At 63.6% G+C, this 14034-nt stretch carries 11 protein-coding genes; 5 read left to right on the top strand and 6 right to left on the bottom strand.

The window, feature by feature from the left end; genetic code table 11:
- Positions 1-181: 181 nt before the first annotated feature.
- From ACIQUI_RS05640 to ACIQUI_RS05655, 4 genes are all read right to left on the bottom strand, one after another.
- Entirely contained in the window at positions 182-1609 is a 1428-nt protein-coding gene (locus tag ACIQUI_RS05640) for a sigma-54-dependent transcriptional regulator (RefSeq protein WP_403195754.1), read from the bottom strand.
- Entirely contained in the window at positions 1578-3071 is a 1494-nt protein-coding gene (locus tag ACIQUI_RS05645; protein ID WP_403195757.1) for a sensor histidine kinase, read from the bottom strand. The genes ACIQUI_RS05640 and ACIQUI_RS05645 overlap by 32 nt, the downstream gene beginning before the upstream one ends.
- A 286-nt stretch (positions 3072-3357) precedes the next feature.
- Entirely contained in the window at positions 3358-4818 is a 1461-nt protein-coding gene (locus ACIQUI_RS05650; RefSeq protein ID WP_403195759.1) for a sensor histidine kinase, read from the bottom strand.
- Between the two features lie 236 nt (positions 4819-5054).
- Complete coding sequence (locus ACIQUI_RS05655) at positions 5055-5648, bottom strand: lytic transglycosylase domain-containing protein (RefSeq protein ID WP_403195762.1); 594 nt, start codon at positions 5646-5648, stop codon at positions 5055-5057.
- Positions 5649-5833: 185 nt separating this feature from the next.
- Between ACIQUI_RS05655 and gspG the strand changes: the two genes are divergently transcribed.
- Together gspG and ACIQUI_RS05665 are read left to right on the top strand one after the other, a co-directional pair.
- On the top strand, positions 5834-6259 hold the full coding sequence (gspG, locus tag ACIQUI_RS05660; protein WP_403195765.1) for a type II secretion system major pseudopilin GspG: 426 nt from the start codon (positions 5834-5836) through the stop codon (positions 6257-6259).
- A gap of 11 nt (positions 6260-6270) precedes the next feature.
- Entirely contained in the window at positions 6271-7461 is a 1191-nt protein-coding gene (locus ACIQUI_RS05665; RefSeq protein ID WP_403195766.1) for a type II secretion system F family protein, read from the top strand.
- Here the strand turns inward: ACIQUI_RS05665 and ACIQUI_RS05670 are convergent.
- Positions 7455-8762: an LLM class flavin-dependent oxidoreductase gene (locus ACIQUI_RS05670; RefSeq protein WP_403195769.1), complete on the bottom strand. Its 1308-nt coding sequence runs from the start codon at positions 8760-8762 to the stop codon at positions 7455-7457. The genes ACIQUI_RS05665 and ACIQUI_RS05670 overlap by 7 nt on opposite strands.
- A gap of 128 nt (positions 8763-8890) precedes the next feature.
- On the bottom strand, positions 8891-9826 hold the full coding sequence (locus ACIQUI_RS05675; RefSeq protein WP_403195772.1) for an ABC transporter substrate-binding protein: 936 nt from the start codon (positions 9824-9826) through the stop codon (positions 8891-8893).
- Positions 9827-10126: 300 nt separating this feature from the next.
- Between ACIQUI_RS05675 and ACIQUI_RS05680 the strand changes: the two genes are divergently transcribed.
- The 3 genes from ACIQUI_RS05680 (at position 10127) to mexE (ending at position 14024) form a co-directional block, all read left to right on the top strand.
- Entirely contained in the window at positions 10127-10735 is a 609-nt protein-coding gene (locus ACIQUI_RS05680) for a cysteine dioxygenase (RefSeq protein ID WP_403195775.1), read from the top strand.
- The gene (locus ACIQUI_RS05685) at positions 10732-12318 is read left to right on the top strand and encodes a rhodanese-related sulfurtransferase (RefSeq protein ID WP_403195778.1); all 1587 of its coding nucleotides are present in this window, start codon (positions 10732-10734) and stop codon (positions 12316-12318) included. Before ACIQUI_RS05680 ends, ACIQUI_RS05685 begins: the two co-directional genes overlap by 4 nt.
- A gap of 464 nt (positions 12319-12782) precedes the next feature.
- The gene (mexE, locus tag ACIQUI_RS05690; protein WP_391136858.1) at positions 12783-14024 is read left to right on the top strand and encodes a multidrug efflux RND transporter periplasmic adaptor subunit MexE; all 1242 of its coding nucleotides are present in this window, start codon (positions 12783-12785) and stop codon (positions 14022-14024) included.
- Positions 14025-14034 lie beyond the last annotated feature (10 nt).

The raw sequence follows: 14034 nt of genomic DNA on the forward strand, positions 1-14034 counted from the left end.
GAAGACACCGCGGTGCATGGCACGGGCTTTGCCCGTATTCGCGGGCTTGCCCGCTCCCACAGGGATTTGCGCCAGCTTTTAGAAACTGAGCAAGACAGTTGCTCCCACAGGCATAGGTCAGCTCGAAGCCAGCACAGTCCCTGTGGGAGCGGGCGCGCCCGCGAAACAGGCAACGCAGCTGCTACCACTGGCGCTTGTCAGGCCGGGTCAGACCCAGCTTCTCGATGCGGTAGCGCAGCATGTCCCGCGACAACCCCAGCATCCGCGCCGACTTGGTCACGTTCCAGTCGGTCCGGTCCAGGGTCTTGCATACCAGGTCGCGCTCCATGTCCGGCAAGCTGGTACCCGGTTCCGGTTCATGCCGCGGCATTTCATATACAGTCGCCAAGGGCTGAGCCACCAGCGGCTCGTCCACCAAGGTCATGCACAGGTTCAGCTGATGCGCCTGCACCACCTCGTTCGGGGCCAGCAGCACGGTCTGCTCCAGCATGTTGCGCAATTCACGCACATTGCCCGGCCAGCTGTAACTCAGCATCAGGCTCTCGGCCTCGGCGGAAAAACGCAGGTTCGGCTTGCCATAGCGCCGGCCATGGTGGGCCAGGAAATGCCGTGCCAACAGCAACACATCCTGCCCACGTGCATACAGGCGCGGTACTTTCAGGGCAATGATGCGCAGGCGGAAGAACAGGTCGCGGCGGAACTTGCCCTGCTGCACCATCTGCTCCAGGTTGCAGTTGGTGGCGCTGATCACCCGCAGGTCGACCTTGCGTTCCTTCACCGCACCTATGCGGCGGATGCTGCGGTCTTCCAGCAGCTTGAGCAACTTGGCCTGCAGCACCAGGTCCATCTCGCCGATCTCGTCGAGGAACAAGGTGCCGCCATCGGCCGCCTCCACCAGGCCCACCCGGCGCTCCTTGGCATCGGTAAAGGCGCCCTTCTCATGGCCGAACAGCTCAGCCTCCAGCAGGTTGGCGGGTATCGAGGCGCAGTTGAACTCGATGAACGGCCCCTTGCTGCGCAAACCGTCAAAATGCAGGGCACGGGCCACCAGCTCCTTGCCGGTGCCGGTCTCGCCCTCGACCAATACCGGTGGCAGGTCGTCGCTGGCCATGCGCCGTTCGGCATCCAGCACCTGGCGCAGGGTGTGCTTGAGGGTGAGCATCGCTGGCGACTCGCCGATCAATGCCTGCAACCCGGACTTCTGCGCCTCGCGCTCCTGGTAGAACGACAACGTGCGCTCCATGCGCTCGGCAGCCAGGGCCTTGTCCAGGGTCAACTTGAGCTCGGCCAGCACCACCGGCTTGGTCAGGTAATGAAACGCGCCCTCCTTCATGGCCTGCACGGCATCCTCGACGTTGCCGTAGCCGGTCATCATGATCACTTTCAAGTCCGGCGCCTGCGCCACCAGGGTACGCAGCAGGTCATGCCCGCTCATGCCCGGCAACGAGTTGTCGGTCAGCACCGCGTCAGGCTGGGCCCGCTTGATCTGTTCCAGCGCCAGTTCTGCACTGTGGCACACGCTGACCTCATAACCCTTGAGGCTGAGGTAGGTGCGAATGTTGTCGGCAAGGATTTCATCATCCTCGACTACCAGGATGCTCTGCTCCATGGTCCCCTCCCGCTGCGATATTGAATGTAAGGCTGACGCGGGTTCCTTCCTCTTCGCGGCTGCTCAAACTGACCGAGCCGCCAAAACGTTCCATGATGCGTTTGACCAGGGCCAGTCCTACGCCAAGGCCGCCCTGTTTGGTGGTGTAGAACGGCTTGAACACCATCCGCTCCTGCTGCTGGCTCATGCCTTTGCCGCTGTCGGTGAGCACGAACTCGGCACGCTGGCCTTCGTGCACATTCACCTGGGCAGTCAGCATGCCGCCTGTGGGCATGGCCTCCAGGGCATTGGAGAACAGGCTGTTGAGAATCTGTGTGAGCTGCAGCGGCTGGCTGGCCACCCACTGCACATCGGGCCCCTCGAAATGGAAGCGCACGCCGCTGCGCTCGATCTGCTGGACGAAGGCCAGGTGGGTGTCTTCGATGGCCGCCACCAGGTCCACGGGCTCGGCGTCGTCGCTGGCCGGGCGCAATGACACCAGCAAATCGCGCACCCAGCGTGACATGCGGTCCACCTGGCTGATGATGTCGGTGATGTTCTTCTGCGCCGCAGGGTTGGCAATTTCCTGGGCCAGCTCGGCGCTGGAGCGGATGTTGGCCAACGGGTTGCGCAGGCTGTGCGCCACCGCCGACGACATCTCGCCCAGCGCCACGTAGGTTTCACTGGCCACCAGGCGGTCCTGCTGCACGTGCAGCATCTGCGCTGCCCGACGCACGATCCAGAACAGGCCGAAGTAGATGAGTGCTCCACCCACCAGGGTCGAGGCCCAGATCAGCACATAACCGCGCTGGATACGCCGTATCAGGTCCTGCGGCTCCTTGTAGATTTCTACCATGGCCATTACCTGTTCGCCCTGGCTGTCGAACAGCGGAATGTAGTTTTCGATGAACAGGTAGCGCGGTTCACGCTGGAACTTCTGCTCTTCACGGCCTTGCACTGCCTTGTGGTAGCTGGCCGACACCGCCTTGCGCGAGCGGAAGGCGCGGTCCAGATCGCCCTCGGCTGCTATTCGCTTGCCAATCAGCTCTGCGTTAGTGGACCAGACGATGGTGCGGTCGCGGGCATAGACATTGGCCAGCAAGGTGTCTGGCAGGTGCTCGACATGGTCAAGGAACTCGACCCGGGTCGACTCGGCCAGCGCCGGGGTGAACTGCAGATGCTGCAGGTCCAGGCGCGGGTCCAGCAACTCGCCCATGGTGGTGCCCGGCGGCAACTGCGAATGCCGGACCTCGGCCTGGGCCATGGCCTGGATGAATTGCGCGGTCAGCATGGCATCGCGCTGCACGCTGTCGCGTACCACGAAGCGCGTTGACACATAACCCAGCCCACCCGCCACAGCAGTGATGATCAGCAGGCTAATGACCGAAAACCAGCGCAGCAGGTTGAAGTCGCGCAATGGCACAGCCAGACCGCTGGCGGTCGCACCGGGCTTTTCGCGAACTTCGTCTTCCAGCATCTGCATCGCGTGATTCCCGCACAGGCCGTCCGTTCAGGGATGCCTCAAGGCCAACAGCAGCAGCCCGTTGGTAGCACCCGCCTGGGCAGCCGAGGCTGCCTTTTGTCGCGTGTTGCGCTTTGCAAATCACCCAGCAAAAACTCGGCCATAAAAATATAAATTGTTATTTTTCAATTACTTACCATGCATTATTGATCCATAGTGTAGGAAAAATCCCCACACTTGGGTAATTTTTACCCAAATCAGGCATGTCCATTTAAATCAACAACATACAGCTATCTTTTAATAAGAACTACGAGGTCGAGACCAGGCGGAAGCACAACGACACGCGCGTACCATGGCCCTCACTGCTACTGAGCCTGACCGAGCCGCCGAAGCGCTCCATGATGCGTTTCACCAGCACCAACCCCACCCCCAACCCACCTTGCTTGGTGGTGAAGAACGGCCGGAAGGCCATGCGCTGCTGCTGTTCGTTCATGCCCTTGCCAGTGTCGGACAGGCGTAGTGTCAGGCTTCGTCGGTCCTGGCGTACCACCTCGACTCGCAGCCGGCCGCCCTGCTCCATCGATTCCAGGGCATTGGCGATCAAGCTGCTGAAAATCTGCCGCAGTAACGCCGGGTGCCCCACTACCTGTACCGCCGGTAACGGTTGCAGGTCCAGGCTGACCCCACCGCGTGCCAGCGGTACCGCGTAGGCTTGCAGGCTTTCTTGCAGCGCCTGTGGCAAGTCCACCGCCACCGCCTCATCGTTGAGCGGCCGCAACGACTGCAGCATCTGGCGTATCCACTGCGACATGCGGTCGACCTGGCCGATGATGTCGTTGACATTGCGCTGCGCCGGGCCTTCGTCAAACGCCTGGGCCAGCTCGGCACTGGAGCGGATGCTGGCCAGCGGGTTGCGCAGGCTGTGGGCCACCGCCGATGACACCTCGCCCAACGCCACATAGGTTTCGTTGTTGATCAGCCGCTTCTGCTGCACCGCCAGCAACCGCGCAGCGCGGTGCATGATGCCGTACAAGCCGACGTACACCAGCGCGGCGCCGACGGTGATCGCCAGCCAGATCAGGATCAGGCCATGCTCGATGCGCACGATCAGGTCATGGGGTTCCTTGTAGATCTCGACCATTGCTGTAACGTGCTCGCCATCGGCATCGAACAGCGGAATGTAGTTTTCGATGAACAGTTGCTCGGGCGGGGTAACGAACTTTTGCTCGGAACGGGCCTGTTCGAAGTTGTGGTAGCTTGCCGAGACCCGCATCTTGTACTCGAAAGCCCGGTCCAGGTCGTCATCGCCCTCGATCAGCTTGCCGATCAGCGCCGGGTTGCTGGACCAGATCACCGTGCGGTCCGGGGCATAGATATTGGCCAGCAGCATGTCTGGCAGGTGGGCGATATGGTCAAGGAATTCGCCACGCGCCTTGCGCCGGGCATCCGGATCGACGTCGGGCAAGTTGCTGCGATCGGTGCGCGGGTCAAGCAGCTCGCCCATGGTACGCACGTTGGGGATCGACACATGGCGTACTTCGGCATCGGCGATGGAGGTGATGAATTGCGCGGTGAGCAAGGCATCGCGCTCCACGCTCTCATCGATGATGAAACGACTGGAAATCAGCCCCAGCCCAGCAGCCACCGACAGGATGATGGCCAGGCTTACCCAGGCGTACCAGCGCAAAAGGTTGAACGGCTTGCGCGGGGCAGCCAGCTCGTTACCGGCAGGCACTTCGAAGGCGTCGGAACGAGGGGCGATGTCCATGGCGGACTCCACAGCTGGGCACCTTCAAAAGGTTATAGCCCAGGGTTGGGGAAACCATGGTGCTAAATTAATGGCATCCGCCGAAGGGTAATTCCTGAGCCTCATGTGATCCCTGTGGGAGCGGGCAAGCCCGCGAACACCGGCGCAGCCGGTGCCATCCAGCGCGTCGGCTGCTTCGCGGGCAAGCCCGCTCCCACAGGGATCGCGCCAACTTCAGGATTACGTGCAAGACGGTTCTAGAAAGGCGAATCATCTGCCAACCCCTGCAACTTGCGGTATTCGCGCAGCACAGCAGGTACGTAGCGCCGGGTCTCGGCAAACGGTGGTACCGCGCCGCGCCGCATGACGGCATCCGGCCCTGCGTTGTAAGCTGCCACCGCCAGGGTGATGTCGTTGTCAAACAGCGTGAGCATGCGTTTCAGGTAGCGTGCCCCACCCTGCACGTTGTCTTCCGGGTCCAGGCGGTCTTCAACGCCCATCTCGCGGGCGGTGTCGGGCATCAGTTGCATCAACCCCACCGCGCCTGCCGGCGAACGGGCCTCGGGGTTGTAGCCGGATTCTGCCTTGATCAGCGCATGCAGCAACGCCGGGGGTACGTTGTGGATGCGTGCCGCCGTGGCAACCACTTCGGCATAGGGGCGGCCCGTGATCATCTGCGCATTGGCCGGGCCGGCCTGGGCCAGCGGCTCGTTGATCACCTTTTCATAGTGGCGCCCGGGTCGGTGGACGTTGGTCAGTACGTAGCCGCCCTTGGCATCGATGGAAATGTACACATCGGCCTGGGCAGTACCTGCCGCCAGCCAGATCAAACCAAGGATGAGTCCACGCATGTCGGTCGCCTCTTCGTCGTGGCCCCCGATGTGGGGGAAATGCCCCGGAAAACCCGAGGGTTTTGACCACGACGCAAGCACTGTGCCGCTTCCGGTGCCGCATGGCGCAAGGCCCCGAGGCAGACGTGCACGGCTGTTGCATGGTGCCTGTCAACGCATGTCCCCATGGCGTGGAGGGCTTCACCATGCAGCGCAGAACCAACCCGCAACGCGGCTTCACCCTGCTCGAACTCCTGGTGGTACTGGTGGTGCTCGGCCTGTTGGCCGGCATCGTCGCGCCCAAGTACTTCAGCCAGCTCGGCCGCTCCGAGGCCAAGGTGGCACGGGCGCAGATAGAAGGCTTGAGCAAGGCCCTGGATTTATACCGGCTGGAAGTCGGCCACTACCCCAACAGTGAGCAAGGCCTGCAAGCCCTGGTGGTCGCCCCCAGTGGCGAGCCACGCTGGACCGGCCCCTACCTGCAGAAGGCGGTGCCGCAGGACCCGTGGGGCCGCCCGTACATCTACCGGCAACCCGGCGAGAACGGCGGTGAATACGACCTGCTGTCGATGGGCAAGGACGGCCAGCCCGGGGGTGACGGGGAAAACGCCGAAGTCACCAGTTGGCAGTAAGGAGAGCAGCCATGCGTTACAGCCTCAAGGCCCTGGGAAGACAGGGCGTGGTGCAGTTGCAGATCGACGCCGAGGACGCCGACCACGCTCGCCGCCAGGCCGAGGACCAGGGCCTGCGCGTGCTCAGCCTGCGTGGCAATGGCAGCACCCTGCGCGCCATGGCCTGGCGCCGTGAGGCGGTGTTTGACCTGGTGCTGTTCAGCCAGGAACTGTCGACCCTGCTCAATGCTGGCCTGCCGCTGATCGATGCACTGGAAAGCCTGGCCGAAAAAGCCCCCGCATCCGCCACCCGCAAGGTGCTGGCCGAGCTGGTGCGCCAACTGTACGAAGGCCGTTCGCTGTCACAGGCGCTGGGCCAGCAACCCCGGGTTTTCCCGCCGCTGTATGTGGCGCTGGTGCAATCCAGCGAGCGCACCGGCGCCCTTGGCGACGCCCTCGCCCGCTACATCAGCTACCGCCAACGCCTGGACCTGGTACGGCAGAAGCTGGTGGGGGCCTCGGTCTACCCATTGCTGCTGTTGCTGGTGGGGGGTGGCGTGGTGCTGTTCCTGCTCGGCTATGTGGTGCCGCGTTTTAGCCAGGTGTTCGAAGGCATGGGCACCGAGCTGCCCTGGCTGTCACGCGTGCTCATGCAGATCGGCCTGTTCCTGCACGCCCAGCAACTGCCGCTGGCGCTGGGCACGGCCGGTGGGGTCACGGCACTGTGGCTGCTTCGCCGCCATCCCCGCGTTCGGCGCTGGGCCTCGTGCCAGTTACGCCGCCTGCCGGCGCTGCACCAACGCCTGATGATGTACGAGCTGGCGCGCTTCTATCGCTCGCTGGGCATCCTGCTGCAAGGCGGCATTCCCATCCTCACCGCCATGGGCATGGCTCGCGGCCTGCTTGGCAGCGCAGCGGCCCAAGGCCTGGAACAGGCCAGCCAACGGGTGGGCGAAGGGTTGCCGCTGTCCGATGCACTCGAGGCCGGGCACCTGGTCACGCCGGTGTCGCTGCGCCTGCTGCGGGCCGGCGAACAGTCCGGCAACCTGGGCGAGATGCTGGAGCGCTGCGCCGACTTCCATGACCAGGAAATCGGCCGCTGGGTAGAATGGTTCGTCAAGCTGTTCGAACCGCTGCTGATGACCTTTATCGGCTTGCTGATCGGCCTGATCGTCATCCTGATGTACATGCCGATCTTCGAACTGGCCTCAAGCATTCACTGAATCGCCAAGCCCAGGCTTTCGCGCAAGGTGGTGCCTTCATAGGTGGTGCGGTATACCCCACGCGCCTGCAGCAGCGGCACCACCTCCTGGGTAAAGCGGCGGAACTGCCCGGGGTGGCCGATGTAGATGTTGAAGCCGTCCAGCGCCCGCGCCTCGAACCATTCGGCCATTGTTGCCGCAACCGTTTCGGCCGAGCCGACGAAGGCGCCGGGGCGTAGCTTGCGCCCGAACTCCACCGTCTGGCGCAGGCTCAAGCCCTGCTCCCGGGCTTGATCGGCAATGCGCTTGGCGTTGGTGAAGAAGCTGCTGCGGGCATGCTCCAGGCTTTCCTGGGGGAACGGTGCATCGAGGTCGTACTGGCTGAAGTCGTGCCAGCCGAAGTTGCGCCCGAACTCCTTGAGCGCCAATTCGAAGCTGTGGTCCTGCTGGTGGTAATGGCGCTCGATCTCACGGGCGTGTTCGTCAGTGTCGCCCACGTAAATTTCGGCCCCGGGCAAGACCAGCAGTTGCTCAGGGTCGCGCCCCAGCCGCTCGGCGCGCGCTTTCACATCGCGGTAGAACGCCTGGCCCTGCTCGATGCTGGCAGCGTGGGTGAAGATCACATCCGCGGTGGCTGCCCCAAGTTCACGCCCCTGCTGCGAGTCACCGGCCTGGAAGATGACCGGCTGGCCCTGTGGCGAGCGCTGGATGTTCAACGGCCCTACCACCGAGAAGTGCTCGCCCTTGTGGTTCAAGGCATGCATCCGGCCTGGGTCAAGGAATTGCCCGGTGGCACGATTGCGCGGGAACGCGCCCTCTTCATAGGACTGCCACAGGCCCTGCACCACCGCCACGTGCTCCTGGGCACGGGCGTAACGGGTGTCGTAGTCATAGTGCTCGTCCCGGCCATAGTTGCCGGCGGTGCCCGCGTCGCCGCTGGTGACCACGTTCCAGCCGGCGCGGCCCTTGCTGATCAGGTCCAGCGAGGCCAGGCGGCGGGCAACGTTGAAGGGTTCGTTGTAGGACGTGGTCAGGGTGCCGACCAGGCCGATATGGCGCGTGGTTACGGCCAATGCCGAGAGCAGGGTCAGCGGCTCCAGGCGGTTGAGGTAATGCGATGGCGAGCCGGGGGTGATGTATTGGCTGTCGACAATGAACATCAGGTCGAACAACGCGGCTTCGGCCTGGCGGGCGATGTCGATGTACCAGTCGATGTTCACGCTAGCATCGGCGGGCAGCTCCGGATCGAGCCACAAGTTGTGCCGGCCCGGGCCGCCGCAGCCCATGGTCAGGGCGCCGAGTTTGATCTTGCGGGTGGTCATGGTCATTCCTCGAAAAAGTTGTTGCCTGTACCGGCCTCTTCGCGGGCACGCCCGCTCCCACAGCGAGTTGCGCAACTGCGGTACCTGTGGGAGCGGGCGTGCCCGCGAAGAGGCCGGTACAGAGGGACCTAGTGCTCAAATGCCGCCGAGAACGAGGTATCGAACAGGCTCGCCGCCGAGTAGGCCTTGATCAGCCCCAACCCGGCAAAGAAGTCCACGGTCTTCTGCGCATCCACGATCACCTGCGGGTTCAGCGGTGCCAGATCGGTACGCGCCCTGGCAAACCAGGCACGGGCAATATCACCATCGGCACGGGTGCGCTTGGCCCACGCGTCGGCATAGGCCGCGGTATGGGCCGGGTCGCTCAGGGTCCAGTCGCGGGCTTTTTTCAGGCGCTGTAGAAAATCACTGATCTGCGCCCGTTTGGCCTCCACCGCCTTGGCATTGGCCACCACGAAGCTCTGTGCCGGGATCAACCCTTGCGCCGTGGCCAGCACCCGCGCCCCTTGGCGCTCCTGCTGGGTGACATAGGGCTCCCAGGTGGCAATCACATCCACCGAACCCCCGTCCAGGGCATGAGAGGCATCCAGCGCACTGAGGTAACGCAGCTCCAGCGCATCACGTGGCACGGCGGCCTTGTCCAGTGCGCTGAACAGCAACTGCTGGCTCCAGGAGCCCTTCCAGATCGCTGCGCGCTTGCCGCGCAGGTCTTCGAGGCTGTGAATGTTCGAGCCCTTGCGCGCCAGGATGGCCACGCCATCCAGATTCTGCCGGCTGACGGCAATCACCTTGATCGGCGCACCCAGAGCGCCCAGGAACAGAGGCGGCGCATCGCCCAGCAGGCCGATGTCCAGGCTACCCACGTTCAGCGCCTCGGCTACCGGCGAGCCGGCCGTAAATTGCTTCCATTCCAGGGTGTAGGGCAGGTCATCGAGCACACCGGCAGCTTCCATCACGGCACGAGCATTGAAGCTCTGGTCGCCGACCACCAAGGTTTGCGCGGCAGCAGCCAGGCTGAGAGAGCTGGCCAGCACACCGGCGGCCAATTGCTTGAGGTATCGCACGTTCGTCTCCATGTACCGTAACGGGTACATCAGGCCGATCCGCACGTGCGGTCTCGTGGAAATGGGAATGGCATATTCATTTTGAATATAACCAAGGGTCTGTTTATAAGTTATCGATTAAGTACAGCGTCGTGAAATTCGTTTTGGGCATAACCTAATGCTTTGAGCGTCGCTTATTTCAAAACAGAGCAGCTCATCTGTAAATGCGTTTTTCGCATATTAGCTTATGCGTATTTTTACTTTTGAGAATATTTAAAGCATTTGCTAGGGTTAAGCCAAACCGTCAGCCGAGCCTGAGCCATGAGCCAACCCCTGCGCCTTGAGCGCTTACGCCATTTCATCGACGCGCTTTCACAGCTGGTGGACCAGCAAGCCAACGAAGCCACCCTCCTCGACCATGGCCAGGGCCTGCTGCGCAGCCTGGTCGCCCATGACGACTGGCTGCCCGAGGCACTGGCGCAGCCAGACCCGGCCCGTTACCAGCAGTACCTGTTGCACTGCGATTCGCGCCAACGCTTTTCCATCGTCAGCTTCGTCTGGGGGCCTGGCCAGCAGACGCCCATCCACGACCATCGGGTGTGGGGCCTGATCGGCATGCTGCGCGGCGCCGAATACTCGCAAGGCTTTGCCCGCAGCGAACACGGCGCATTCTTGCCAGCAGGCGGGCCAGTGCGGTTGGACCCGGGCCAGGTAGAAGCCGTGTCGCCACGCATTGGCGATGTCCACCAGGTCAGCAACGCTTTCGACGACCGGGTATCGATCAGCATCCATGTGTATGGCGCCAACATCGGTGCCGTCAGCCGTGCGGTGTACCTGCCCGACGGCAGCGAAAAACCGTTCATCTCCGGCTATTCCAACAGCCATCTGCCCAACATCTGGGACCTGTCCAAAGAGAACCCTGCCCCATGAGTACCGTTGCCACCCGCTCCTACCACGACATTCGCCGGGCCCTGTTGGCCCACGAAGAACTGGCGCTGATCGATGTGCGCGAGGAAGACCCCTTCGCCCAGGAGCACCCCCTGTTTGCCGCCAACATCCCGTTATCGAAGCTGGAACTTGAGATTTACCCCCGTGTACCCCGGCGTGATACCGCCGTCACGGTGTATGACGACGGTGAAGGCCTGGCAGCCCAGGCCGCTGCACGCCTGCTGGCGCTGGGCTACAGCGATGTCGCACTGCTTGAAGGCGGGCTGCAAGGCTGGCGCGCAGCCGGTGGCGAGCTGTTCCGTGACGTCAACGTACCGAGCAAGTCCTTCGGTGAACTGGTGGAAAGCGTGCGCCACACACCGTCGCTGGCGGCTGAACAGGTGCAGGCGCTATTGGATGCCAAGGCCGATGTGGTGGTACTCGACGCCCGCCGCTTCGACGAATACCAGACCATGAGCATCCCGGGTGGCATCAGCGTGCCGGGTGCCGAGCTGGTGTTGCGGGTTGCCGAACTGGCGCCCAACCCCGCCACCCGCGTCATCGTCAACTGCGCCGGGCGCACCCGTAGCATTATCGGCACCCAATCGCTGGTGAACGCTGGCATCCCCAACCCCGTGGCCGCCCTGCGCAACGGCACCATCGGCTGGACCCTGGCCGGGCAAACCCTGGCTCACGGCCAGGAACGCCGCTTTGCCGAAGTGAGCGACAACACCCGCACCGATGCCGCGCAACGTGCGCGCGGCGTGGCCGACCGCGCCGGCGTACTGCGCCTGGGGCAGGACACGCTGGCCGCCTGGCAGGCCGACAGCCACCGCACCACGTACCTGTTCGACGTACGTACACCCGAGGAATATGCCCTTGGCCACCTGCCCGCCAGCCGCAGCGTTCCGGGTGGGCAACTGGTGCAGGAAACCGACCATGTCGCCAGCGTGCGCGGGGCACGCATCGTGCTGGTGGATGACGACGGCGTACGTGCCAACATGAGCGCTTCGTGGCTGGCCCAGATGGGCTGGCAGGTGGCGGTACTCGACGGCGTGTCGGCAGCGGGCTTCAGCGAGACCGGCGAGTGGCAGGCGCCGCAGCCGGCGGTGCCAGCAGTCACCGAGATCGGCGTAGCGCAACTGGATGACTGGCTGCAAGCACCAGGCACGGTGGTGCTGGACTTCACCAGCAGTGCCAACTACGTGAAGCGGCACATTCCCGGCGCTCACTGGGCGATCCGTGCGCAGTTGCCGCAAGCGCTGGAACGCCTGCCGGTGGCCGAGCGCTATGTACTGACCTGCGGCAGCAGCTTGCTGGCACGCTTTGCAGCAGTGGATTTGCAGGCGCTTACGCAGACCCCGGTGTACGTACTGGATGGCGGCACCGCGCGCTGGATTGCGGCGGGCAAACCGTTGGAGAGTGGCGAAACCCGCTTGGCCGTGGCGCGTACTGACCGTTATCGCCGGCCGTATGAAGGGACGGACAACCCGCGTGAGGCCATGCAGGGGTATCTGGACTGGGAGTTCGGGCTGATTGCCCAGCTGGAGCGGGATGGGACCCATGGGTTCAGTGTATTGAGCTAATGCCAGCCGGTTGGTCAACATCAGGGCTGGTAGGTGCTTGCCATGGCATATGCATCGCCCGTGAGACCGAGCGCCGCCCGCGCGGCGCTTCGCGGGGCAAGCCCGCTCCCACATTTGTTCCGGGCCAGTTATTCCTGGGGGATTTTCGCGCGGCCCCTGTCTGTACGACGCGATATCGAGCCATGCGCCAAGGGGCACGCGCGCCAATGGCGCAAGCTTCACTGGCCCGAAACAAATGTGGGAGCGGGCTTGCCCCGCGAAGCGCCGCGCGGGCGGCGCTCGGTCTCTCAGGCGCTGAAAATCTCGTGACGTACATCCGCCAACCACACCCACCCATGCTGCAAATCGATAAATGATCCGCACATATCATTCAGCGTGATAATAACCTTCGCCCCGTTCGATTCGTGCCTCACGCGCAACACACTCACACTCCGCCCACTACTAATACTTTGGCGGAGTTCTCCATGGAACAATCACTCAAACCCTTGCGCTTCCCCCTCGCTGCCCTGGCAGTGGTGGTGATCAGCGCTTGCGGTCGAACCCCCGACGCCGTGCAGGCTCCCGCCGCGCCAAAGGTCAGTGTGGCCAAGGTGATCGAGCAACCAATCAACGAATGGGACGAGTTCACCGGCCGCCTCGAAGCCCCGGAAACCGTCGAAATCCGCCCACGGGTTTCCGGCCAGATCGACCAGGTGGCCTTCACCGAAGGCGCCCAGGTCAAGAAAGGCGACCTGTTGTTCCAGATCGACCCACGCCCGTTCCAGGCTGAAGTCCGCCGCCTCGAAGCCCAACTGCAACAGGCCAAGGCCACCGCCATTCGCAGCGCCAACGAAGCCCGCCGTGGCGAGCGCCTGCGTGACAGCAACGCCATTTCCGCCGAGTTGGCCGAATCGCGCAGCAGCGCTGCTGCCGAAGCCCGTGCCGGCGTTGATGCGATCCAGGCCCAGCTCGACCTGGCGCGCCTGAACCTCAGCTTCACCCGTGTCACCGCGCCTATCAGCGGCCGCGTCAGCCGTGCCCAGTTCACCGCCGGCAACATCGTCAGCGCCGATGTCACCCCGCTGACCAGCGTGGTATCCACCGACAAGGTCTACGCCTACTTCGACGCCGACGAGCGCGTGTACCTCAAGTACACCCAGCTGGCCCGCGAAGGCCAGCGTGGCCAAAGCACCCCGGTGTACCTGGGCCTGACCAGCGAAACCGGCAACCCGCACCTGGGCCAGATGAACTTCGTCGACAACCAGGTCAACCCGCGTACCGGCACCATCCGTGGCCGCGCGGTGTTCGACAACAGCGACGGCCAGTTCACCCCCGGCCTGTATGCACGCCTGAAGCTGGTGGGCAGCGCCCAGTACGACGCCGTACTGATCAACGACGAAGCCGTGGGCACCGACCTTGGCAAGAAGTTCGTGCTGGTCATGGACAAGGACAACAAGGCCGCCTACCGCGCCGTGGAGCTGGGGCCGAAGCTGGAAGGCCTGCGCATCGTGCGCAGCGGCCTGGGCAAGGATGACCGCATCGTGGTCAAGGGCCTGCAGCGTGTACGCCCTGGTTCGCCGGTCACCCCTATCGATACCCAGATGGCCAGCGAGCAGACCCTCGCCGCCCTCGCCCAGCAGCGCCAGGCCCTGGAGGCCAGCAACCCGGCGCCGAAGGTGGCGGGCAACAACGTGAAAGTCGCCAGCGCCCAGGCGCCACGCGGTTAAGGGACCACAC

The organism is Pseudomonas sp. NPDC090592, from assembly GCF_044769185.1.
Lineage (GTDB): Bacteria > Pseudomonadota > Gammaproteobacteria > Pseudomonadales > Pseudomonadaceae > Aquipseudomonas.

Coding starts and splice junctions, on each gene's coding strand:
- ACIQUI_RS05650 (WP_403195759.1), bottom strand. CDS start 4,818: ATGGACATCGCCCCTCGTTCCGACGCCTTCGAAGTGCCTGCCGGTAAC.
- mexE (WP_391136858.1), top strand. CDS start 12,783: ATGGAACAATCACTCAAACCCTTGCGCTTCCCCCTCGCTGCCCTGGCA.
- ACIQUI_RS05640 (WP_403195754.1), bottom strand. CDS start 1,609: ATGGAGCAGAGCATCCTGGTAGTCGAGGATGATGAAATCCTTGCCGAC.
- ACIQUI_RS05655 (WP_403195762.1), bottom strand. CDS start 5,648: ATGCGTGGACTCATCCTTGGTTTGATCTGGCTGGCGGCAGGTACTGCC.
- ACIQUI_RS05670 (WP_403195769.1), bottom strand. CDS start 8,762: ATGACCACCCGCAAGATCAAACTCGGCGCCCTGACCATGGGCTGCGGC.
- ACIQUI_RS05665 (WP_403195766.1), top strand. CDS start 6,271: ATGCGTTACAGCCTCAAGGCCCTGGGAAGACAGGGCGTGGTGCAGTTG.
- ACIQUI_RS05685 (WP_403195778.1), top strand. CDS start 10,732: ATGAGTACCGTTGCCACCCGCTCCTACCACGACATTCGCCGGGCCCTG.
- ACIQUI_RS05680 (WP_403195775.1), top strand. CDS start 10,127: ATGAGCCAACCCCTGCGCCTTGAGCGCTTACGCCATTTCATCGACGCG.
- gspG (WP_403195765.1), top strand. CDS start 5,834: ATGCAGCGCAGAACCAACCCGCAACGCGGCTTCACCCTGCTCGAACTC.
- ACIQUI_RS05645 (WP_403195757.1), bottom strand. CDS start 3,071: ATGCAGATGCTGGAAGACGAAGTTCGCGAAAAGCCCGGTGCGACCGCC.